We start from the raw sequence: 25,460 nt of genomic DNA, 5'->3' as shown, positions 1-25,460 counted from the left end.
ACGTTATCTCATTTTCAATGGAATGCTTTTTATCACTAAATTAAAGCAAAAATAAATACTCTACCACCTTATTATTATCTATAATGTTACACCAAAAATCAGCGCTAATATTTTATTGTGTATTTAAAGAAGTTGCATGACCTTAAGCCTATATTCTGCAAATTGACGAACAGAATCAGCAACAGAAGCAGCCACTTTTTTTCTCCATCTGGGATTGTTTAATAATTTTTCATCCTCTTTATTAGATAAATACCCTATCTCTATCAAAACAGAAGGTATGTCTTGAGCTTTTAAAACTCGAAAATCAGCGTACCGATGAGGATTTTTCATCAGGTTAACATTATTCTTTGATAAATTCAAGACGATACGATTGGCAAAATTAACTGAAAACGTATGCGTCTCACGCCGAGTAAGATCTATTAAAATATCTGCAACTTCAATCGATTCTTCCGTAGGTAATCCATCAAGTAAATCAACCTTATTTTCACTTTCAGCTAAAGATTTGGCTATTTCATCAGATGCTTTATCGGATATAGTGTATACTGTAGCACCGCGAATAAAAGGCATATCAATGCTATCTGCATGAATAGATATAAAAAGGTCAGCACCAAATTCTTGTGCTTTTTTAATTCTTTCATGTAATTTCAAGAAAGTATCAGAATCTCTTGTTAAAGAAACAGTGATATGGGTGTCATTTTTAAATTCATCTCGTAATGCACGCGCAAAGGCTAAAGTTATATTTTTTTCTAAAATTCCAGTAACACCTTGTGCACCACCATCAATCCCACCATGACCAGGGTCAAGAACAACACGAAAATTACGTACTGGATTCAGTTGTTTTTTTATATCTATATTGGATTTTTGTTGATTTCTTAGGATTTCATCAAATTTTTTTTGTGTGCTTTGAGTAATATCGATCACCAGCTGCCACAAACCATTATCTAATTTTTGTACTGTACTTTTCTCAACAGTAAAAGTGATTTTGCTTGTCAAAATAATACGAGATGTTCTTATATCAGAAAAACTATAACGCACATCTGATAGCATATTTGATAATGTGTTTTTCTTATTCACAGGTGCATTTTGCTCTGGAAAATGAACTGTTGGTAAATTTATAATCAAACGTGCTGGATTATCTAAAATCTGTAAACGAATATTCGGTTTAGAGTCAAAAACTGCAAGAATGCGAGTGCGTGCATCATCACCTATGGTTCGCAAACTGATAAGTTTTAAAGCATTTGCAGCTTGTATATGTGTTTGAAATATCAAAAAAAATAACAAGCAGTACACAAAGCGAAAAATAACAGTAGAATATGTTATTTTCGGCTTTTTAGTATAAAATCTTCCTATCATAAATGATAACACTCTATATTTATAAGTTCTATTGTATAAAAGAAATACACAGAGCTTACGCGATATTTTTTAATAAATTTTTATTTTTTAAACCACAAACAGTAAAAAAATCAAAAAAAAGAAATGGAAACACATTATAATAGCACATATTTACATTGTTACTTGCCAAAAACATGATATCAACATAAAAGAACATTTATGACTCTTGGCCGATATAGTAGCCATCTAGTATTGACTTGAATTATCTGTAATTCATATTAATTTGTCTTTAGAAGGTTTATCGCGCATTACGCATTTGGGCTTTTTATGGGTAGGAAGTCTTTAATATATAAAAGCTGAGATTGCGTTATTTAAGATTCACTAATTCGGAATTTCCGAACTGTTTTCAAAATTGTTTTATCAGAGATTTACAAAATATGGATTATACAGAACAGGTGGAAATAATAATTGTAAATACTGTAAATGCAGTAATATCTTTACAAGTAGTGACCCGTTCTGTGATGCTAACACTCCCCTTTTACGGAAAACGACTCTTTATATTTACGAATGATGACATTATTCGTCTGAATAAAGTTATGCATATCTCCTTCAGGATTTTAACTTATGTCAAACAAAATGCTTATCGATGCCTCCCATCCGGAGGAAACACGTGTTGTTGTTATTCACGGCAATAAAATTGAAGAACTTGATTTTGAATCGGAACATAAAAAGCAGCTAAAAGGAAACATTTATTTAGCACGCATTACGCATGTAGAACCATCACTTCAGGCCGCTTTTGTAGAATATGGTGGTAACCGCCATGGTTTTTTGACATTTTCAGAAATTCATCCTGATTATTACCAAATTCCTATTGCTGACCGCCTTGCTCTTCTTGAAGAAGAAGAAAAAATAGCTATTGGAGACAATCAGACAGATGATTTAATCGAAGAAATAAATGAAAATAAAAACCGCTCTCAAAAAACAAAAAAAGACGAGAGCAGAAGGAATATAGCAACATATGTTGCAAACAATACTACATCCGAATCAATTAAAATTGATGACGCAGAAGAAAATTTTATTTTTGATTCTTCTGATAATGATATCGAAATGGTTGGTATAGGAGATGTACGCGAAGAATTGCCAAACTATCAGCGGAAACAAGTACGTCATTATAAAATTCAAGAAGTAATTAAACGACGTCAAATTTTGTTGGTACAGGTCATTAAGGAAGAACGTGGTAATAAGGGTGCAGCTCTTACAACTTATTTATCTTTAGCAGGTCGTTATTCTGTTTTAATGCCTAACACTGCGAGAGGTGGTGGCATTTCGCGAAAAATTACTAATTTACAAGATCGAAAGCGTCTTAAAGAAATTGTAAAAGAATTATCAGTACCAAAAGGTATGGGAGTTATTTTGCGAACAGCAGGAGCAAATAGAACAAAAGCTGAAATTAAACGTGATTACGAATATCTTACACGGTTATGGGATACTATTCGCACTTTGACACTCAAATCAACTGCACCATGTCTTGTCCATGAAGAAAGTAACCTCATAAAGCGTTCCATACGTGATCTTTATAATAAAAACATTAATGAAATTCTTGTGTCTGGTGATCAGGGATATCGTGAAGCAAAGGACTTCATGCGCATGCTTATGCCAAGTCATGCAAAAGTTGTTCAACCTTATCGTGATCTTACCCCTATTTTCGCACGCAACAATATCGAAACTCAACTTGATAAAATATTAAATCCGCAAGTTTCTTTAAAATCTGGCGGTTATCTTGTTATTAATCAAACAGAAGCACTAGTTGCTATTGATGTAAATTCTGGCCGATCTACAAAAGAACATTCTGTTGAAAAAACAGCGTTACAAACAAATCTTGAAGCTGCAGAAGAAATAGCTCGTCAATTACGCTTACGTGATTTAGCAGGCTTAATTGTTATTGATTTTATTGATATGCTTGAAGATCGTAATGTTAAGATGGTTGAAAAAAAATTGAAAGATTGCTTGAAAAGTGATCGTGCCCGCATTCAAGTCGGTCATATTTCACATTTCGGGCTTCTGGAAATGAGTCGTCAACGTATTCGTGTATCGGTTTTAGAAAGTACGATGCAACCATGTCCGCATTGTGCTGGAACAGGAAATATACGCTCTGAATCATCAATCGCTTTACATGTCATGCGCTCAATTGAAGAATATCTTCTTCATAATCCACAATATAACATTATTGTGCGTACATCCGTAGCAACAGCACTTTATATATTAAACCACAAACGTAATATTCTTATTAATCTAGAAGAACGTTTTAAGCTCAATATTAGTATTGAAGCAGACGACAGCATTGGAACACAACATCTCATTATTTCTAAAGGAACAATAGCAGAGGTAACAGCTCATCCTTCATTATTGCTTGAAGACGATAGTAAAGAAGAAAGCAAAGATACAGTCTTAATAGAAAAAGCATTTAATAATGATGCAAAATCTGTTGAAATTAATCGACGATATCAACGTAAAAAACATCAAGGTGATGTTACTAATAATAGTTCTCTTACAAATATCCGTAAAAAAGATGATATCTCCAATGACGATGATTCTCACCAAAGACGACGTCGCGGTAATCGCCGTTATCAAGGCAATAATTTTTACCAATCTCGCATTCCTTACGCAGAACCAGTAGGTAATTTTGCAAAGCAAGCCTTGGCAGAAATAAAAGCAGAACATCGTCAACATCGTATTTCATCTAATAAATCTGTTGAATTTATGGAATCAAAAAGTAGTAAAAAACACTCAACCATACAGCAAGATGAAGTAGTAGAAGTTAAGGCATTTGATAAAGACAAAAAACGTAAGATACCATCTTCCAAAACAACAAAAAGTGAGCCAACTCTTGAAAAGGATCAAATCATAAAAGGGTCAGGGTTTCTTGATGAAAAATCTACAATTATTTCAATACATAAAACGAAGAAAGTGAATAAATCAACTAATGATGTAGAAAAAGAAATTTCTACGAAGAAAGAAAAATCAACACGCAAAACAAACAAGAAATCACTTTCTAAAGAATCTATACAAATAAAGGAAACATCAGAACAAGAATTGACGGTAGAAAAAGTTTTTGCACAAACTCCGATTAATGTTGAGAATACAGATAATAGACCGACAATCATATTATCAACACCTGATGACACCCCAAAAACTAGGCGTATTGGTTGGTGGAAACGAAAAATTAGTTCTAAAGATTAAGTATAACAAAATCGCCACAAAACATTTTGTGGCGATTTTGTTAGAACAAGTTTTTCAACATTTTTTCTGTTTTGTATATCTGCTAATTTTGTTTAGCTTTTTCTTGCTCAGCTCGCATGCGATCTTCAATGTCTTTTTGTTTTGACTGAATAGCCTGCTGTAATTTTATTTGTTCCTGCTGAAAATCTTTCTCATCCATGCCAGGACCTGTGTATGCAGATGTGAAACCATTAAGAGAAAATTCAATAGGGTTAGCTGAACCTCGGAAATTAATTGTAGTTACAACCATTTTTGAACCACTTTTCATGGCGGCAACTAACTTCTCATCTAAAGCGTCATTAGCAATACAACTAGATCCATTACATATGATGTAAGGAACTTTTTTAGAGAAATTATCTCCAATTTGAATATGAACTCCTTCTGGTAAAAAACGACCAGTAGGTACCTGAATACCTATACGTTTTTCATTTTGCTTGCCTTTTATTTCAACTAAATTAAAAGCTGTCAAAGTTTGTCCAGTATTTGATACAATGGTATTCATTGTATTACAAATATCAACATCGTGCTGCTTACTACAAACTTTGTACCAACCTTGAGATAAAGTTTTGGCGTTTGCTGGAGCCTGAATTCCAAAAAAAATAGAGATAACCCCAGCTAATACTAAAACAGCAGAATAGACATTTTTACACAACATGATTAAGTTAATCCTTTCAACACGCTTTAGATAATAACCATAATACTATGAATGTTAAACATAATTTAAACCAAACATATTAAACTAAATAACTGATTTGATACTTTTTACTTCAATACAAAAAGAAAAGTCAAATTTAGAAAAAAAATCTATAAACAGCTGATTAAACTTTTTTATGTCCATGCATATCATCTCTTTTTATCACATAATATTTATAAAGATTCATCTATAAAGTATTTATATTAGTAAAATTTTGTAAAATTAGTATAAGTTTTATGTAAATAATTGTAAAATATTAATTAGTTACTTAAAAACATATTTTATATTTATGTTATTTATTTTTTATAAAATTATTCATACTTTAGTAAGTATAATTTTTTACATATTATATTTTTATTTACAATAACTGCTATAATTATTATAAAAATAGATGAACAAAATTTTTAAAAAGAAAAAATAGTTATTAATCTTTTTTAAATTATTCATAATACTTTAGATAAAGCCGTAGCATATTCCAAACTTTACAAAGCCGCTTACGCATTGTAACTTTGTTGTATACATTAATTATCATAGTGTTAGAAAGTCGCTACCACTACAATAGCTAAAAACTAATATCGATTGTGAATTATGAATATTTCTTCAGAAAATTCAACAAAACAAATCATAAAATTTTAAATTAATAGAAAAAATTTTTACATGGAACATTGTTTTGCCATTTTTACAAGCTGTGTCATAAGAGTTGTTGCTCCAGCAAGTCTTTCATCTACTGTATTCCAATTACGGATGAAGATAATACTTTGATCTTGTCGAATTTTTGCCATTGAACCTTGTTTTTCAATCCACTGAACAAGAGCAACACTATTTTTAAAATAATTATTGCGAAATTGTATAACAATACCTTTAGGGCCAGCATCCAATTTTTCCACATGCGCTTTTCGACATAATATTTTAATATGAAATACTTTAAGAAGATGTTGAACTTCGAGTGGTAAAGAACCAAAACGATCAACTAACTCAGCGCCAAATTCATTAATTTGTTCTACATCATCAAGCTCTGTTAAACGACGATAAAGCCCCATACGTAAAGATAAATCAGGCACAAAATTTTCTGGTATCATTGCTGTTGTTGCAAGTGAAATTTGAGGTGACCATTGCTTATCATCACTTTGTTCACCACCTTTTAATTCAGTAATAGCCTCTTCGAGCATTTTTTGATATAATTCAAACCCAACCTCTTTAATATGCCCTGATTGTTCTTCACCTAAAAAGTTTCCTGAACCACGAATGTCCATATCATGGCTTGCCAACTGAAAACCAGCTCCTAATGTGTCAAGAGATTGTAATACTTTAAGACGTCGATTAGCAGTAGCAGTTAAAACTTTGCCAGAAGGAAATGTAAAGAGTGCGTAAGCACGCTGTTTTGAACGCCCTACTCTGCCACGTAATTGATAGAGAGCGGAAAGGCCAAACATCTCAGATCGATGTACAATTAGTGTATTAGCCGTCGGAATATCAAGACCAGACTCAATGATAGTTGTTGATAGAAGGATATCATATTTTCCATCATAGAACGCATTCATAATATCATCAAGTTGTCCAGCTGGCATTTGTCCATGAGCTATAACAAATTTGAGTTCTGGAACATGTGTTTTAAGATATTCTTCTACAAAAGAAAGATCGGAAATACGAGGACAAACATAAAAACTCTGACCACCACGATAATATTCTCGGAGTAGAGTCTCACGTATAACAAGCGCATCAAAAGGTAAAATAAAAGTACGTACAGCCATTCTATCAATGGGTGGAGTTGTTATCAATGAAAGTTCGCGTACTCCCGATAACGCCAATCCTAAAGTTCTTGGTATGGGTGTTGCTGAAAGTGTCAGAACATGAATATCACTTTTAAGTTCTTTTAATCGCTCTTTTTGTTTTACACCAAAATGCTGCTCTTCATCTACGATAAGAAGTCCTAACCGCGAAAAATTAACTGCACCACTTAGTAACACATGTGTTCCAATAACAATATCAATTGTACCATCTGATATACCATTTTTAATTTGCGCAAGCTCTTTACTTTTCACAAGCCTTGAAACATGCCCTATTTTAACTGGCAATCCTTGAAAACGAGAAATAAAAGTCTTGTAATGTTGCCGTGAAAGCAAAGTGGTTGGCACAACAACAGCAACTTGGTAGCCATTTAATGCTGCAACAAAAGCACTTCGAATAGCAACTTCTGTTTTTCCAAAACCAACATCGCCGCATATCAAGCGATCCATTGGTTTTCCTGATGCTAAATCTTCTAAAACAGCATTAATCGTATCTATTTGGTCTTCTGTTTCTTCATAGGGAAAACATGCAACAAATTCATCAAATAGCCCAGTCAATGGAACCAAAATAGGTGCAGAACGCATAGAACGTTCTGCAGCTATACGAATTAACTGGCCAGCTATCTCCAATAAATGTTTTTTGAGCCGCGCTTTGCGTGTCTGCCAAGCAACACCACCTAATTTGTCCAACGTTACATCTGTTTCTTCCGATCCATAACGTGAAAGAAGTTCAATATTTTCAACAGGTAAAAAAAGTCGATCACCTCCAGCATAATTAATTTCAAGACAATCCCGTAAAATTCCAGTTGTCGCTATGGTTTTAAGACCAACAAATTGCCCAATGCCATGATCGATATGCACAACGATATCACCAGAATTTAAAGAAGAAATTTCAGAAATAAAATTTGTATTGTGTTTACGCCGTCTCGAAGGTCTTACTAATCGATCCCCAAGGATATCTTGTTCTGCTATAATAGCAAAATCTTCACTCTCAAAACCATGTTCAATCATTAAAACAGCTGCTAATATACGATCACGCGGTGTTGCTCTAACACTTTGCAATGATTTTGCGATATCTATCTTTTTTAGCCCGTACTCATCGAGAACTTGCAACAAACGATTGAGAGACCCTTCGCTCCAACAAGCTAAAAGAACCTTCTTACCAGCAGCACGCAACGAAGCAATATGATTAACTACACTGGAAAAAACATTTTTTTCTTGTGCATTACGCTCCTTTACAAAATCGTATCCAGATACAACATTCGCGTAAATAACAGTTTTTTCACAGGTTGATGGAATATGAAAAGGCGAAAAATCAATACGATGTCCAAATTGTTTAGCATGTTCTAAAACATACTCAGGTGTTAGATAAAGAAGACTAGGTTTTACCGGATAGTAAGAAATAGGATTATCATTTTCACGCTCCTTGCGAGCATAGTAATAATCTTCAATAAGACGATAACGCTCAATAAGTACCTCCTCTATGAGATGCTCAAAAACTATAGGTAAATCTCCACAATGATCAAAAAAAGTACCAAGATTCTCATAAAAAAATGGCAACCAATGTTCCATTCCGGTAAAACGCCGTCCCTGAGAAATTGCTTCATAGAGCATATTATTTTTTTGTAATATGCCGAATGCATGGATATAATTGCTTTTAAATTGACTAATTACCTCAGGATTAAGAACAACTTCACTCATTGGTTGTAAGAAAAACTCAGTTTTTGATCCTGTTGTTCTTTGTGTTTCTGGGTTAAATATGCGAATAGTTTCTAGGATATCCCCAAAAAAATCAAGACGAAAAGGTTCTGAATTCATAGGGGAAAAAATGTCAATCATTCCTCCTCTTACAGCGAATTCACCAACATCGCGAACAACTGTAACACGCTCAAAACTATTTGATTCTAAAGATTGAATTAAATGCTCCATATTAATACGCTGGCCAGCACATGCGTGAAAAATCTGAGCTTCGATTATTTCACGAGGAGGTAATTTTTGCATAATTGCATTTGCTGTCGTTAATATAATTGCAGTACGTGGATTTTTATGCAAACTTGATATATGTGCTAGGGCGGATAATCGGCGTGCCATAACAGTAATACTAGGTGACACACGGTCATAAGGCAAACAATCCCACGCAGGAAATTGAATAACAGGTAAGCTTGGCTCAATAAAACTTAAAACTTGCTGTAAATGAGTAATTTTTGTTCCATCACGAACAACATATATAAGTGGTTTATCTTGTGCAATTTCTGAACTCAATTTAGCAAGAGAAAAGGCTTCAAACCCATCAGTAACTCCAGAAAAAATCGTATGAGCAGAAATATTTTTAGGAATAATAATTTTTTTTAATATTGGCATCAGGATCAATCTGAATTCATGCTGACATAATGATTCACAACATCACAAAAAAGTGAACCATAAACTTCGGATGGTGGTGATTTTTTTTTCATAATCCACATTAGTAAATCGTGATCATCAAAAGACATAATATATTCAAGATCAGAAACATCTTTATCACTCATTCCAACAATATGAGTATCCACATAGCGCCCTAAAATTAAATCCATTTCACGAATACCACGGTGCCATGCACGAAAAATCAATCTACGACGACGTACATCCAACTGATTTTCGTCAATGACCAAATTTGTCATAAAAATCTCCTTGATAAGTGATAAGTGATAAGTGATATAAATCATTATATTCAATTTTGGAATAAATTCTTCACCTAACCTCTATGGAAGTTCGATGATCTTTTTTTCTTTAAGTGTAATTCGACGATGCATTTGTTTAGCTAAACTATAATTGTGCGTCGCAACAAGAGCAGAAAGACCAGATTGACGAACAAGAGCAGATAAAGCTTGAAATACATAGGCTGAAGTTACAGGATCTAGATTTCCTGTAGGTTCATCAGCCAAAAGAATTGAAGGACCGTTTGCTACTGCACGTGCAATTGCAACACGCTGCTGTTCACCACCTGATAATTCCAATGGACGATGTTTGGCGCGATGAGAAACACGCAAATATGTTAACAATTTAAATGCACGATCTTCTGCAATGGATTTTTTAAATCCTGCTATCATTTGAGGTATCATGACATTTTCCAAAGCAGTAAACTCTGGAAGCAAATGATGAAATTGATAGACAAAACCTATATCATTTCGTCTGATAGCTGTTCGCTCACTATCAGAGCGCTTTGCGCAAGAAATTCCACGCAATAGTACGTCACCAGATGTTGGTTTATCCAATAACCCTGCAATATGAAGAAGTGTAGATTTTCCAGCACCAGATGGTGCAACAAGAGCAACAAGTTCTCCGTGATTAAGAATAAAATTCGCTTTATCTAAAATAATTAATGGATTATTATTATCAAAAAAATGTTTCTCAATCTCAACAAGTTCCAAAACAGCTGCCATTATCCATACCTCAAAGCTTGTATAGGATCGAGCTTAGCAGCTTGCCATGCTGGAATGAGTGCAGCAAGGAATGATAAAAATAAAGCCATAACAGCAACCATAACTGTTTGTTCCCAATCTATTTGTGCAGGCAACTTTGTTAAAAAATAAAGTTGAGGATTAAAAACATCTACATTAAATAACCAAGATATAAAACTCTGAATGCTATTGATATTTATGGTAGCTATAATACCTAAAATTAAACCTAATACTGTTCCAATAAATCCAATCATCATACCGGTAGTAATAAATATACGCATAACCTCAATTTGATGTGCACCCATCGTACGCAAAATTGCAATATCATAGCTCTTATCTTTTACAAGCATGATCAATCCGGAAATGATATTCAACGCGGCAACAAGAATAATTAAAGAAAGAATAACAAACATAACGTTTCGTTCAATTTGTAAAGCTGAAAAAAAAGCCTGATTACGTGCACGCCAATCAATTAAAGAAACTTTTTGGTTAATAGCCTTTTCTATTCCCAATTTTACTTGGTCAACAATATCAGGATTATGAAGAAATAATTCTAAAGATGGAACGTTATCTCCTAAATTAAAAAACATTTGTGCCTCATGAAGAGGCATAAAAACGAATATTGAATCATATTCTGACATGCCAACTTCAAAAATAGCAGTCACCTTATACGCTTTAACACGTGGCATAACTCCAAAAGGAGTTGCGTCACCATTTGCTGTAATGATGCGAAGATATTTTCCAACTGTAAGTCCTAATTTTGCTGCCAAACCACTTCCAATTGCAACACCTTCCTCTTTATCAAATTGAGCAAGTGTACCTAATTTAATGTTTTCAGATACTATTTTAAGCTTTTTCAAATCTTGTTTACGCATACCACGAATTAAAGCACCAGATCCTCCTTCAAATTCACCTTGAACAAGCGCTTGACCTTCAACAACAGGCAGAGCAAACTTCACATCATTCATTGATTCTAAAGAAGAAATAATGGTATTATAATTAGGAAAGCCAGAGTTAATTGTTTGAACAATAAGGTGACCATTCATACCAAGAATGCTATTGAGAAGCTCTGTTCGAAAGCCATTCATCACCGCCATAACCACAACAAGAGCAAAGACCCCCAACATAATTCCAATTAAAGAAATGATCGAAATAACAGATGCAACTATGTGTTTTTTATTAGGAATCATATAACGAAAAGCGATTATCCATTCATAAGATAAAAACCATTTACTTCTCAAATTATTCATAATATTATATTGCCTATTGAGTTACAGAGAATTTGTTGATTGCAGCTTCAAGTGTTAGTATTTCTTTGGTACCCGTTTTTCGATCTTTGATTTCGATTTCATCTTGTGTAATACTCTTAGAACCAACAATTATTTGTGTAGGCAAACCTATTAAATCCATTATTGCAAATTTTGATCCAGGACGTTCATTTTTGTCATCTAACAATGGGTCAAAGCCGGCATATTTTAATCTTTGATAAAGAGTTTCACAAATACTTGTGCATTTTTCATCGTTCGGTTTCATATTGATAATACCAAAATCAAATGGAGCTATCGATTTTGGCCAAATAATTCCATTTTGATCATGAGAAGCTTCAATAACCGCGGCAACAAGACGCGAAGGTCCAATGCCATAAGATCCCATAGATACAAGATGCTCTTTTCCATCTTGCCCCATAATTTTTGCTCCCATAGGGGCAGAATATTTCGTACCAAAATGAAAAATATGTCCTACTTCAATACCACGAGCTGAAAGGCGATTACTGTTAGAAACAATAGTCCACTCTTTTTCATCGTGCATTTCCTCTGTTGCGGCATAAAGAGATGTCCATTGTTTTACGATATCAGCTAACACATTCTTATCAGTAAAATCAATTGAACTATGAGGAACAGTGAGTTCAAGAAATTGTTTATCACAGAATATGGTACTTTCACCTGTTTCAGCCAAAATAATAAATTCATGACTAAGCTCACCTCCTATAGGCCCTGTATCAGCACGCATAGGAATTGCTTTTAAGCCAATGCGAGAAAAAGTACGTAAATAAGCAACAAACATACGATTATAAGATGTTTTTGCACTTTCATAATCAAAATCAAAAGAATAAGCATCCTTCATTAAAAATTCACGTGAACGCATTACACCAAAACGTGGACGAATTTCATCACGAAATTTCCACTGAATCTGATATAAATTAAGTGGCAAATCTTTATAAGAACGAACATATGAACGGAAAATATCTGTGATCATTTCTTCATTAGTTGGACCATAAAGCAAATCACGCTCTTGACGATCTTTAATACGTAACATTTCCAAACCATAATCATCATAACGACTACTTTCACGCCAAAGATCAGAAGATTGAATTGTAGGCATCAATATTTCTATAGCTCCAGCTCGTTCTTGCTCTTCACGAATAATCTTACAAACTTTATCAAGCACTTTTTTACCCAACGGAAGCCAAGAATAAATTCCTGATGTTTGTTGTCGAATCATACTTGCTCGCAACATAAGACGATGGGAAATAATTTCTGCTTCTTTAGGATTCTCTTTTAAAATAGGAAGGAAATATTGAGAAAGACGCATTGAACTGATTAACTCCTAAGCAAACCAACCACACAAAACATATCACACGCTAACCTATAGCTACATTTTAATCTCTTGCAAACATAACGATCATATCGTTTAAAATTTATATATTTTTTTATTAAACTTATTTTATATAAATAATTAGAGTATTTTCTTTCTTTAAGTAAAAAGAAATAACGTAATGTCAAAATACTATTATTTTGACTGGTGCAGAAAAACTGTACAAACAGGTTTTTTTTGCCAAACCTCGTTAACAGCTGCTCTCACTGCACGCCGTATTGCCTCCTGAATAAGTTTGTTATTTTTCCGTTTAGTATGTGGAATATTATTAATAGTATTTTCTACAACATCTAAAAGAATATCTTTTAAAATTTTACCTTTTTTACTCCTCTCAGGTAAACCAAGTGTAGTTAAACCAATGTTATCAAAAAGATATTTTTTGCTATTCATATGAAGAGATACAACAACGTGACCAGCATAACTTAATTTGCGACGCTCACGAATTCCTAATTCATCTTCATTACCAATAAGACAACCATCCTTATAAAGACGACCAACTGGAGCATGATCAATAACCTTTATTGGTTCTGGTGCAAGGCGTAGTATATTACCATTTCTAATTTCAACAACAGTTTTGATACCAGCTTGACGTGCTAAAGTCGCCTGAGCAGCAAGATGCATTGCTTCACCATGAATAGGAACAAGTATCTCTGGTTTTATCCAATCATACATCTGTAAAAGCTCTGAACGATAAGGATGACCTGAAACATGAACAAAAGCATCTTCGTTCGTAATTATTCGAATTCCTAAATCTATGAAACGATTTTGCATCTCAATAATAGCTTTTTCATTTCCCGGAATACTTCGTGAAGAATAAATAACGACATCACCTGCAGAGAGTGAAATATTTTTTATTTCATTTCGTGAAAGTTTAGCTAAGGTAGCACGTGGCTCGCCTTGACTACCAGTTACAATTAGAACAACATCTTTTCGCGGAATAGAAGCATATTCGTCTTCTGTAATAAATGGCGCTAAGTCACTCATATAACCAAGATTTTGTGCAACCATAATACTCCGTTTAAGAGAGCGACCAACTATAAGAACTTTTCGCCCAGCAGATTCAGCTGCAAGAGTAATTGAACGAATCCGTCCAATATTAGATGCAAAAGTTGCAATAATAACTTGTCCTTCAGCTTTCGAAATAATTTCAAAAAGATTTGTTTGAATTTTTTCTTCCGATAATGGCGTACTATCTCGGCATGCATTAGTAGAATCACAAAGTAATGCTAAAATACCCTTATTTCCTAAAGCGCGAAACCGTTTTTCATCCGTGAAAGCTTTAAGCGAAGGTGCATGATCAATTTTCCAATCACCAGTATGAATGACAGTACCTAAAGGTGTTGTAATTGCTAAAGATACAGATTCTGGAATCGAATGATTAACAGCGATAGCTTCAACTGCAAAGCAACCAATTTGAAAACTATCTCCATCTTGAAAAATATTTAATGAAATTTTATCAGATTCAAAATCTGATTGCTGCTTGCTTTCCAATAATCCTGCTGTAAAAGGAGTACAGTACAGCGGAATTTTAAGCCTTGGCCATAAATCAAGAACAGCACCATAATGATCTTCATGGGCATGTGTCAAAATAAGACCACATATATTATATTTTTCACTTTCTAAAAAACGGATATCCGGTAAAATAAGATCTGATCCTGGTAATTCAGGGCCAGAAAAACTAACACCCATATCAACAAGCAGCCATTCACGAAGACTTTCAGAACCAAATCCATAAGCAGCCAAATTCATCCCTATTTCACCTACTCCTCCTAAGGGTAGGAAAACAAATTCACTATTGTTGGCGGCAACCATAAAAATCTCCTGAATTATCAAAGATAATCTAATGGTAAAATAAAATTTATAAATTAATAATGATCTGCAGTAACAGAAGCAGCCGAATTCAAATAAACATCTCCAGCTGTTATGATGATTCTTAGACCATCTTTTTGTCTTACAATGCAATTAAAATTACAATCAAGATCTTCAAAAATACCTTCAATCACTTTTTCATCATTGATTACTTTTATGTTATGACCAAGATGAGCAGAATATGAAAGCCATTTTTTTCGAATTATATCACACCCTCTTGGTTGTTTCCAAATGAGATAATTCTCAGCAAAACAATCAGTTAACACTGTGAACAACTGTTTCGCATCAACATGTAAACCAATATTGTTTAAGCTTGAAGTTGGGTACGGCGCATCTTCATAGTAATGTTGTACATTCATTCCTATACCAATGACCACTGCATATCGTTGTAGTGATAATTTAAAAATTTCGACTAAAATCCCAGAACTTTTAGCTTCTCCCAAAAGAACATCATTTGGCCACTTTAAACTAACTATACTATTTGTGGTATTTTTATCTTTTATAAATCTCTGTACTGCTTCTACTACACTAACTCCAGCAACAAAACCAAGCTGAGCAAAAGTTTGATATACAATATCATCAATTAACAAAAGACTCGAATAAAGATTTCCCTTTGGACTATGCCAAGCCCTACCTCTCCTTGCTCTTCCTTTTAATTGCTCCTGTGCAACAATCCAAAGATATCCATTATGACCTTCATGTGCTTTTCTCTGTGCAACAATATTTGTGGAATCAACAGTTTCATAAGATTCAACAGAATATCCTTGTTCTTGTGCAAAATTTGATAAAATATAAACCATATCCATTAAAATAATGATGCTGCCGCTTTTTCTGCTAATTCAGCAAACCAAATTCCCCAAAAAGTGTAAAATAAAATAAATAACGCAGAAAAACCAAGACAAAACTGAAGTTCATTAGATAAATTAATAAAATGAACCTTCACATCATCAAACCACATAATTTTAATAATCCGCAAATAGTAAAAAGCTCCAACAACGGATGTTATCATGCCAATAACAGCAAGTGGAGTAAGGCCAGAATGAACGGCAGCAGAAAATGTGTACCATTTACCAAAAAAACCGGCCATAGGTGGAATGCTAGCTAAAGAAAAAAGCTGTATTGTCATCACAATAGCCATAAAAGGACTAGTTTTTACTAACCCAGCAAGATCATAAATATTCTCAAAATGTCCACTACGAGATCGCATCCCAAGAATAAAAGCAAATGAACCGAGAGTCATACCAAGATAAATAGTCATATAAAGAATAACGCCTTTTACTCCAAGGATATCTCCAGCAGCTAAACCAACAAGTGCATATCCCATATGACTAATAGATGAATAAGCCATTAAACGTTTGATATTACTCTGACCGATTGCAGCAAACGCACCGAGCATCATGGATGCAATTGCCATGAACACCAAAATTTGTTGCCACGCAGGCATAGAGCCACTAGAGCTACCTAATGGAACAAAAGTTAAAACAATAATGCGCACTATTAACGCCATTGCCGCAATTTTAGGAGCACCCGCAAAAAATGCTGTAATAGGTGTTGGTGCTCCTTCATAAACATCAGGTGTCCACATATGAAATGGAACCGCAGAAATTTTGAACGCTAAACCAGCCAAAATAAAAACAATTCCTAAAATTACCCCCAATTGCAAACTTTCATCTTTTAATGCAAACGCGATTTCACGAAAACCAATTTGACCAGTAAAACCGTAAAGTAAAGAAATACCATAAAGCAGTAATCCTGAAGATAACGCTCCTAAAACAAAATATTTTATTCCTGCTTCAGAAGATTTTACATTATCACGATTGATAGCAGCCAAAACATATAAAGCTAAAGACTGTAATTCTAATCCGATATAAAGTGATAGCATATTGCCTGCTGAAATCATCAGCATCATGCCAAGAGTCGCCAGAAGAACCAATACCGGAAATTCAAATATATCAAACTTCTGAGTACAGGCAAAACCAACAGACATAATAAGAGCAAATAATGCACCAATAAGCGTTAAAATTTTCATATAGCGGCCAAAAGAGTCAATAATGAGAGCATTTGTTTGAAACAGGCCACTTTGAGGAAAGACAATAATAATCACAATAGTTGCAACAAGAAGAGCGATTGCTAAACCCGTTACAGTCAAATATGAACGCGCGTTAGAATAAACACCAATCAAAAGCAAGACTATCCCCCCCAACGCTATTAAAAGCTCCGGGAAAATTAACAATAACTGAACTACTATTTCGGTTTGCATAAATCTTCTTCTTTTATCTAGTGAAGTTTATCGATAAGGGCTTCTACGGAAAATGCTGTTGTTTTAAAAATAGGCGTTGGATAGATACCAAAAAATATCGTAAGAACAACCATTGGATAAAGAATACATTTTTCTCTCATAGAAAGATCAGTAAGCAATTTTAAACTCTCCTTATCCAAAGAGCCAAAAATTACACGACGATAAAGATATAATGCATAAGCAGCTGACAAAATAACACCAGTTGTAGCAAAAAATGCAACCAATTTATTAATTTGAAAGACACCTATTAAAGTCAAAAATTCTCCCAAAAATCCTGAACTTCCTGGTAAACCGACATTTGCCATAGTAAAAATCAAAAAAACAACAGAATATTTAGGCATATTGTTTACTAAACCACCAAAATCAGAAATCTCACGTGTATGAAGACGATCGTAAATAACCCCAACGCAAAGAAACAAAGCTGCTGAAACAATTCCATGCGATAACATCTGATAAATAGCACCTTGAATACCTTGTTCATTCGCAGCAAAAATTCCCATAGTTACATATCCCATATGGGCTATTGATGAATAAGCGATAAGTTTTTTTATATCATTTTGAACAAGTGCAACCAATGATGTATAAATAATAGCAATCAGTGACAATGTAAAAACAAAAGGAGCAAAATTGGCCGAAGCAATAGGAAACATTGGTAAGGAAAAACGAAGAAAACCATAACCACCTAATTTTAGCAATACACCAGCTAGAATAACAGATCCAGCCGTTGGTGCCTCTACGTGAGCATCAGGCAGCCATGTGTGAACCGGCCACATCGGCATTTTGACAGCAAAAGAAGCAAAAAAAGCAGCCCATAACCACGTCTGCATTTGTGTGGAAAACTGATAAGCAAGTAATGTTGGGATATCAAGTGTTCCAGCCTCCCAATACATAACCATAATAGCAACTAGCATAAGCACTGAACCAAGTAAGGTATACAAAAAAAACTTCATGCTTGCATAAACACGACGCGCGCCCCCCCAAACACCTATGATAATAAACATAGGAATGAGGCTGCCTTCAAAAAAGACGTAAAATAAAATTGCATCAAGAGCACAAAAAACTCCAATGATTGCAACTTCAAGAAGAAGAAAAGCAATCATATAAGCTTTTAATCTATCCTGAACGGTTTTCCAACTTGCAAAAATACAAAAAGGCAAAAGAAAAGCTGAAAGAACTACAAAAAGAACAGAAATACCATCAACGCCCATATGATAGTGAATACCACTACCTAACCAGCTTAACTTTTCAACCATTTGAAAATCAGGGTTTGTATTATCAAATCCAAACCAAATCACTAAAGAAATAACAAAAACAAATATACTCGTAAATAATGCTACGTTGCGTATATTACGCTTTGCTGCCTCACTATCATCTTTAATCAACAAAATCAAAATTACACCAACAAGTGGTAAAAATGTAACTGTAGAAAGAATAGGCCAATCAGTCATTAGTCTATACCTCCCCCTAGCATCATCCACGTGATCAATACTGCGACACCGATAAGCATTGCAAACGCATAGTGATAAAGATAGCCTGTTTGCATTCGAACAACTTTATTTGCAATACTGACAACATACGCAGAAATACCATTCGGCCCAAAACCATCAATGACTCTACCATCACAAAATTTCCAAAGAAAGCGACCAATCTTGAGAGAAGAACGAACAAACAAAACATTATACAACTCATCAAAATACCATTTATGATACAGAAAATGATATGCTGAAGGAAATGATTTAGTAATCTTTTTTGGTATAGAAGGGACAGCAATATAGAATAAATAAGCCAATATCAATCCAAGAATCATGACCGTGAATGGTGCCCATCTAACCCAATTTGGCACACCATGAATTTCGTGAAGAATATGATTATGGCTTCCCGTAAACAACGCACCTTTCCAGAATAGATTATATAAATCACCAAAAAAGTAAGGTTGAAAAAACACACCAGAAAACAATGCTCCAATAGATAAAACAAACAGTGGAAACAACATAATCAGCGCCGATTCATGAACATGATGCATAACATCAACAGTTGCACGTGATTTGCCATGAAATGTCATGAATACAAGACGCCATGAATAAAAACTTGTTAATAAAGCAGCAAAAATAAGAAGCCAAAAAGCGTATCCGGAAGCAACATTATGCGATACAAACGCAGACTCTATAATTGCATCCTTAGAAAAAAAACCAGCTGTACCAAATAGTGTTCCCGGAATTCCAACTCCTGTCAATGCAATGGTTCCTATTATCATCATCCAATAAGTTACCTTTACATGCTTATATAATCCTCCCATTTTTCGCATGTCTTGTTCATCAGATACAGCATGAATAACAGAACCGGCACCGAGAAATAATAAAGCTTTAAAAAACGCATGAGTAAAAAGATGAAAAACAGCTGCTCCATAAGCACCAACACCTAACGCAACAAACATATAGCCAAGTTGTGAACATGTAGAATAAGCAATAACACGCTTGATATCATTTTGCACAACTCCCACAGTTGCTGCAAAGAATGCTGTAGTTGCTCCAACAATAATAATCACTGTTAAAGCAACAGAAGAAAGTTCAAAAATTGGAGACATACGAGCAACCATAAAGACACCAGCTGTGACCATTGTGGCTGCATGAATAAGGGCTGATACAGGCGTTGGTCCTTCCATTGCATCTGGAAGCCATGTATGCAAAAGAAATTGTGCTGACTTCCCCATAGCACCAATGAACAAAAGAAGGCATGTAACAGTAATAACTGCTTGTCTTTCAAAATGATAATTAAAAAATGTTACGCTTTGTACGAAATTATTGTCTGCAGCCTTTTCAAAAATAAAAGAAAAATTAACAGATTGAAATAAAATAAAAACGCTAAAAATTCCTAAAAGAAAACCAAAATCTCCAACACGATTAACTACGAAAGCCTTCATTGCCGCCTTGTTAGCGGAATCTTTCTGAAACCAAAAACCAATCAACAAATAAGAAGCAAGCCCAACACCTTCCCAGCCAAAAAACATCTGAATTAAATTATTGGATGTCACCAACATAAGCATCATAAATGTAAATAAAGAAAGATATGCAAAAAAACGAGGCCTTGATGGATCATGATGCATATAACCAATCGAATAAATATGAACTAATGCCGAAACACTATTCACTACAACGAGCATAACAGCTGTTAGTGTATCAATATACAATGCCCAATCAAAGCTTAAATCACCTAAAGCAATCCAGTGCAATATCGGTATATTAACTCCTGAAATATTACCGATAGCAATATTGAAAAAAACTATCCAAGATAATATAGCAACAATAACCATAAAGCTGCATGTAACCAATTCACTGGCACGAGCCCCTATAGTTTTTCCTCCTATAGCAGCAATTAAAAAGCCTAAAAGTGGAAGAAAGACAATAACATAACACATCACTCATCAGCCCTTCATCATATTAACATCTTCAACTGCAATGGAACCACGATTACGGAAAAAAACAACAAGAATCGCCAAACCAATTGCAGCCTCAGCAGCCGCTACAGTTAAGATAAATAAAGCAAATATCTGACCAACAAGATCATGAAGAAGCGCTGAAAATGCAACAAAATTAAGATTAACTGCAAGCAATATAAGCTCAATTGACATAAGAATAATAATCACGTTTTTCTTATTAAGAAAAATACCAAAAATACCGATCGTAAACATCAAAGCAGAAACAGTTAGATAATGAGTAATACCGACGTGCATAATGATCCCCTCTTAAATACCTTTTCCTGATTCAACCTGTTTAATTTCAATTGCACTCTCTACTGTCCTAGACACCTGCACTGCAATCGACTGCCGTTTAACACCCAACTTATGGCGAAGTGTTAAAATAATAGCGCCAATCATTGCAACCAATAAAATCACTCCAGAAATTTGAAAATAAAAGATATAATCTGTATAAAGAACATCCCCCAATGCTTGTGTATTTGTTCTTTTTGCTAAATCAGGCATGGGTTGCGTAATATTAGTTTTTAAAACAGGATAAAAATGACTACTAAAAAAAACAGCAATAAGCTCTGCAGCAATGATTAAACCGACAATGGAACCAATAGGAACATACCGAAGCGCTCCACTCTTTAATTCAGCAAAATCAACATCTAGCATCATAACCACAAACAAAAACAAAACTGCGACAGCACCAACGTAAACAATAAGCAAAATAAGACCCAAAAATTCTGCTCCCGCAAGCAAAAATAAAGCTGCAGCATTAAAAAATGCCAATATCAAAAATAAAACCGAATGAACCGGATTACGAACAGTAACGACAATAACTGCACTTAAAAGCATCATAAAAGAAAATAAATAGAAAAATGCCGCCGCTAGATCTGTTAGCATAGGCCTCTCCTTAATCTAATAAAATAATTGACATGAAAATTCATACCGTATTACAATTCATCGGAAAGATGATCCGATCACTCATTCAATAACTTACCTAACGATAAGGTGCATCCATCAATATATTCCGAGCAATTTCCCGCTCCCATCGATCTCCATTCATTAAAAGCTTTTCTTTATCATAATAAAGTTCTTCACGCATTTCTGTTGCAAATTCAAAATTAGGTCCTTCAACAATAGCTTCAACTGGACAAGCTTCTTGACAAAAACCACAATAAATACACTTAACCATATCAATATCATAACGAATAGTTCTACGTGTACCATCACTTTGTCGTGGTTCTGCTTCAATCGTAATAGCTTGAGCTGGACAAATTGCTTCACATAACTTACAAGCGATACATCGTTCTTCACCATTTGGATAACGGCGTAAAGCATGTTCACCACGAAAACGTGGAGAAACAAAACCTTTTTCATAAGGATAGTTAATTGTAGGTTTTGGCGAAAAAAACTGGCGCATCGCTAAAAAAAAAGCACTCAAAAACTCTAATAAAAGAAGCGATTTTGCTGCCTGAATAAGACTTGACATAGTAAAACCTCCTCTTAAGCGAAACCAGTATATTTCAAAAAAGCAGCAGTTATCACAACCATCACCAATGAAATAGGAAGAAAAACCTTCCAACCGAGACGCATTAATTGATCATAACGATAACGCGGGACAAATGCTTTAACCATAGCAAACCAAAAAAATACGAAACAAACTTTTAAAACAAACCAAATGACACCCGGTACCCAATTAAACAACCAAATATCAAAAGGAGGTAACCATCCTCCTAAAAAGAGAATAGTCGTCAATGCACACATTAAAACAATAGCAACATATTCACCAAGAAAAAAAAGCATATAAGGTGTTGAAGAATATTCAACCATATGACCTGCAACAAGCTCAGACTCAGCTTCGACTAAATCAAAAGGTGGACGATTTGTCTCTGCAAGTGCAGAAATAAAAAATATAATAAACATTGGAAATAAAATTAACCAATTCCAATCAAGAAAACTGCTAAAAGGAAGACCAATAGCTGTACCAATCCCATAACTTTGTTTCTTAACAATTGTTGTGAGATCTAATGAACCACTTACTAAAATAACAGTTACAAGCACCAGCCCTATTGAAACTTCATAAGAAACCATCTGAGCTGCTGAACGAAGTGCCCCTAAAAAAGGATATTTAGAATTTGATGCCCACCCTCCCATTATAACACCATAGACTTCAAGAGATGAAATAGCTAAAATATAGAGTACACCAACATTAACAGTCGCTACCTCCCAGCCTTCATTTACTGGAATAACAGCCCAAGTTGATAACGCAAGTGTAGCAGAAACAAAAGGTGCTAAAAGAAAAACACCTTTATTAGCACCAGCAGGGATAATAGGCTCCTTAACAACAAATTTAATTAAATCCGCAAAAGACTGCAATAATCCCCATGGACCAACAACATTTGGACCACGTCGCAATTGTACAGCTGCCCAAATTTTTCTATCTGCATAAAGGAGATAAGCAACTAAAATCAAAAGAACAATCAAAAGGAGAAGCGTTTTTCCAATCATAATCACTAACGGCAATAACCATGCTATAAAAAAATCATACATAATTATTCCTTTTCCTTTACTCTTACTCTACTAACCGCGTAGCATAATTCTTTGCTAAAGATGAACATTCGGCCATAACTGCAGAAGCACGTGCTATCGGATTTGTCAAATAAAAGTCTTTAATCGTAGAAATAAATGGCTGTGCTTTTAAAACAATCATTTGTGAACCAAGAGCCTTAAGATCATTTAAATCGCTAGAAGGTGCTATATCATCAATAGCACAAAGATGTGGATAATCGCTAAAAAGGTTCTGTCTTAATTGAGAAAGCGAATCAAAAGGAAGTCTTTTCTCTAAAACATCAGATAAAGCACGCAAAATAGCCCAATCTTCTTTTGCTTCACCCGGAGCAAAACCAGCCCGATTTGTCATTTGAACACGCCCTTCTGTATTCACATAAATCCCTGATTTTTCAGTATAAGCTGATGCTGGTAGAATAACATCAGCTGCATGCGCACCATTATCACCGTGACTACCAATATAAATTGTAAAAGCCTTTTTATTGGTTAGCTCCACTTCATCAGCACCAAGCAAAAATAAAACCTCACAGGTTTTAATGATATTCTCAGTACCAAGCTTAAAAGTAAAACCTATATCCAATCCACCAACAACTGATGCAGCATTATGAAGAATACCAAATCCATTCCATTTATCGCTAAGCGCCCCAATAATATCAGCCAACTTTGCAAGATTTTTTAAAACAGACAAACCTTCATTACCTGAAATAGCTCCCTCTCCTATAAGGATAAGTGGTCTCTCAGCTTCTTTCAACACATTAAAAAATGCATCTTCTCCTCGAATGAGCGCACTTAACGCATCAGTACCAGTTCCAAGATAAAAATACGGATAACGTAAATCAACTTTTTCTCCAATTAACGCTATAGGAAATTGCCCCATTCTTTGACGCTTTAAAATACGTGCATTCAAAACAGCAGCTTCGTGACGCGGATTAGATCCCACAATTAGCAATGCATCAGCCTGTTCAATACCTGCAATCGTTGGATTAAAAATATAACTTGAACGACCCAATTCTGGAGACAAAGCCATTCCTCTTTGACGACAATCAAATACATTTGACCCCAATGAAATTAGTAATTTTTTTAGCGCATACATCTCCTCAATGGATGCAAGATCTCCTGCAATTGCTCCAATTCTTTCTGGCGAAGTCTTAGAAACTACCATCTTAATTTTTGTAAAAGCTTCTGTCCAACTTACTGGCTGAAATTTTCCATTTTCGCGCACATACGGCCTATCAAGTCTTTGAGTACGTAATCCATCCCAAACAAAACGTGTCTTATCAGAAATCCATTCCTCATTTATATCTTCATTTGTACGTGGTGTAATACGCATAACCTCACGACCACGACTATCAATGCGAATAGCACTGCCAACAGCATCCATCACATCAATAGATTCTGTTTTAATCAATTCCCATGGACGTGCGTGAAATGCATAAGGTTTTGAAGTTAAAGCTCCTACTGGACAAAGATCAATAACATTTCCCTGCAACTCAGATGTCATTGCTTTTTCAAGATATGTTGTAATTTCAGCATCTTCACCACGGCCTATCAAACCAAGCTCAGAAACACCTGCTACTTCAGTCATGAAACGAATACAACGTGTACAATGAATGCATCGTGTCATAAAAGTTTTTACAAGTGGACCTATGTATTTATCTTCTACAGCACGCTTATTTTCTGTATAACGAGAACAATCACGTCCATAAAATAATGCCTGATCCTGAAGATCACACTCCCCTCCTTGATCACAAACAGGACAATCTAAAGGATGATTAATGAGAAGAAATTCCATAACGCCTTCACGCGCTTTTTTGATCATTGCCGTGTTAGTGAAAATTTCAGGCACTTCACCATTAGGACCAAACCGTAAATCACGAACGCCCATGGCACAAGAAACTTGAGGTTTTGGAGGACCACCTTTGATCTCAACCAAACACATACGACAATTTCCAGCAATTGATAAAGTTTCATGAAAACAAAAACGCGGAACTTCAGCACCTGCAGCTTCGGCAGCCTGAAGTAACGTGTAGTGATTAGGAACCTCAATCTCTTTACCATCAACTTTGATATTTATCAT

The 25,460-nt window shown here is 34.7% G+C and carries 18 protein-coding genes; 1 reads left to right on the top strand and 17 read right to left on the bottom strand.

Annotation, left to right across the window (positions count from 1 at the left end; all coding sequences use genetic code 11):
- Positions 1-123 precede the first annotated feature (123 nt).
- Positions 124-1,353, bottom strand: a complete 1,230-nt coding sequence (locus V3565_RS00310; RefSeq protein WP_455478361.1) for an N-acetylmuramoyl-L-alanine amidase — start codon at positions 1,351-1,353, stop codon at positions 124-126.
- A 603-nt stretch (positions 1,354-1,956) separates the two neighbouring features.
- Between V3565_RS00310 and V3565_RS00305 the strand changes: the two genes are divergently transcribed.
- The gene (locus tag V3565_RS00305; protein WP_455478360.1) at positions 1,957-4,572 is read left to right on the top strand and encodes an Rne/Rng family ribonuclease; all 2,616 of its coding nucleotides are present in this window, start codon (positions 1,957-1,959) and stop codon (positions 4,570-4,572) included.
- An 82-nt stretch (positions 4,573-4,654) separates the two neighbouring features.
- On the opposite strand, the gene V3565_RS00300 is transcribed toward V3565_RS00305, so the two are convergent.
- From V3565_RS00300 to nuoG, 16 genes are all read right to left on the bottom strand, one after another.
- The gene (locus tag V3565_RS00300; protein ID WP_455478359.1) at positions 4,655-5,266 is read right to left on the bottom strand and encodes an invasion associated locus B family protein; all 612 of its coding nucleotides are present in this window, start codon (positions 5,264-5,266) and stop codon (positions 4,655-4,657) included.
- A 692-nt stretch (positions 5,267-5,958) separates the two neighbouring features.
- Positions 5,959-9,453: a transcription-repair coupling factor gene (mfd, locus tag V3565_RS00295; protein WP_455478358.1), complete on the bottom strand. Its 3,495-nt coding sequence runs from the start codon at positions 9,451-9,453 to the stop codon at positions 5,959-5,961.
- A 5-nt stretch (positions 9,454-9,458) separates the two neighbouring features.
- A complete protein-coding gene (locus tag V3565_RS00290; protein ID WP_455478357.1) occupies positions 9,459-9,749 on the bottom strand; it encodes an FAD assembly factor SdhE in 291 nt (96 codons plus the stop codon).
- 81 nt (positions 9,750-9,830) lie between these two features.
- On the bottom strand, positions 9,831-10,511 hold the full coding sequence (locus tag V3565_RS00285) for an ABC transporter ATP-binding protein (RefSeq protein WP_455478356.1): 681 nt from the start codon (positions 10,509-10,511) through the stop codon (positions 9,831-9,833).
- Positions 10,511-11,779 carry a lipoprotein-releasing ABC transporter permease subunit gene (locus tag V3565_RS00280; RefSeq protein ID WP_455478355.1) on the bottom strand — a complete coding sequence of 423 codons (1,269 nt, stop codon included), beginning with the start codon at positions 11,777-11,779 and terminating at the stop codon, positions 10,511-10,513. Before V3565_RS00280 ends, V3565_RS00285 begins: the two co-directional genes overlap by 1 nt.
- Before the next feature lie 13 nt (positions 11,780-11,792).
- Positions 11,793-13,121, bottom strand: a complete 1,329-nt coding sequence (proS, locus tag V3565_RS00275) for a proline--tRNA ligase (protein ID WP_455478354.1) — start codon at positions 13,119-13,121, stop codon at positions 11,793-11,795.
- A 198-nt stretch (positions 13,122-13,319) separates the two neighbouring features.
- Positions 13,320-14,996 (bottom strand): ribonuclease J, encoded by a 1,677-nt coding sequence (locus V3565_RS00270; protein WP_455478353.1) that lies wholly within the window; start codon positions 14,994-14,996, stop codon positions 13,320-13,322.
- Between the two features lie 53 nt (positions 14,997-15,049).
- Entirely contained in the window at positions 15,050-15,859 is an 810-nt protein-coding gene (locus V3565_RS00265; RefSeq protein ID WP_455478352.1) for a biotin--[acetyl-CoA-carboxylase] ligase, read from the bottom strand.
- Positions 15,859-17,313 carry an NADH-quinone oxidoreductase subunit NuoN gene (gene nuoN, locus V3565_RS00260; RefSeq protein WP_455478351.1) on the bottom strand — a complete coding sequence of 485 codons (1,455 nt, stop codon included), beginning with the start codon at positions 17,311-17,313 and terminating at the stop codon, positions 15,859-15,861. The genes V3565_RS00265 and nuoN overlap by 1 nt, the downstream gene beginning before the upstream one ends.
- A 17-nt stretch (positions 17,314-17,330) precedes the next feature.
- Positions 17,331-18,800 carry an NADH-quinone oxidoreductase subunit M gene (locus V3565_RS00255; RefSeq protein ID WP_455478350.1) on the bottom strand — a complete coding sequence of 490 codons (1,470 nt, stop codon included), beginning with the start codon at positions 18,798-18,800 and terminating at the stop codon, positions 17,331-17,333.
- Complete coding sequence (gene nuoL / locus V3565_RS00250) at positions 18,800-20,767, bottom strand: NADH-quinone oxidoreductase subunit L (protein ID WP_455478888.1); 1,968 nt, start codon at positions 20,765-20,767, stop codon at positions 18,800-18,802. Before nuoL ends, V3565_RS00255 begins: the two co-directional genes overlap by 1 nt.
- A gap of 6 nt (positions 20,768-20,773) precedes the next feature.
- A complete protein-coding gene (gene nuoK / locus V3565_RS00245; RefSeq protein WP_455478349.1) occupies positions 20,774-21,082 on the bottom strand; it encodes an NADH-quinone oxidoreductase subunit NuoK in 309 nt (102 codons plus the stop codon).
- Positions 21,083-21,094: 12 nt separating this feature from the next.
- The gene (locus tag V3565_RS00240; protein ID WP_455478348.1) at positions 21,095-21,715 is read right to left on the bottom strand and encodes an NADH-quinone oxidoreductase subunit J; all 621 of its coding nucleotides are present in this window, start codon (positions 21,713-21,715) and stop codon (positions 21,095-21,097) included.
- A gap of 97 nt (positions 21,716-21,812) precedes the next feature.
- Positions 21,813-22,304, bottom strand: a complete 492-nt coding sequence (gene nuoI / locus V3565_RS00235) for an NADH-quinone oxidoreductase subunit NuoI (protein ID WP_455478347.1) — start codon at positions 22,302-22,304, stop codon at positions 21,813-21,815.
- A 14-nt stretch (positions 22,305-22,318) separates the two neighbouring features.
- On the bottom strand, positions 22,319-23,365 hold the full coding sequence (gene nuoH, locus V3565_RS00230; protein ID WP_455478346.1) for an NADH-quinone oxidoreductase subunit NuoH: 1,047 nt from the start codon (positions 23,363-23,365) through the stop codon (positions 22,319-22,321).
- Positions 23,366-23,387: 22 nt separating this feature from the next.
- Complete coding sequence (gene nuoG, locus V3565_RS00225; protein WP_455478887.1) at positions 23,388-25,460, bottom strand: NADH-quinone oxidoreductase subunit NuoG; 2,073 nt, start codon at positions 25,458-25,460, stop codon at positions 23,388-23,390.

The sequence above is a fragment of the Bartonella sp. B10 genome, assembly GCF_053794435.1.
This window is presented reverse-complemented; position numbering and strand designations above follow the sequence as displayed.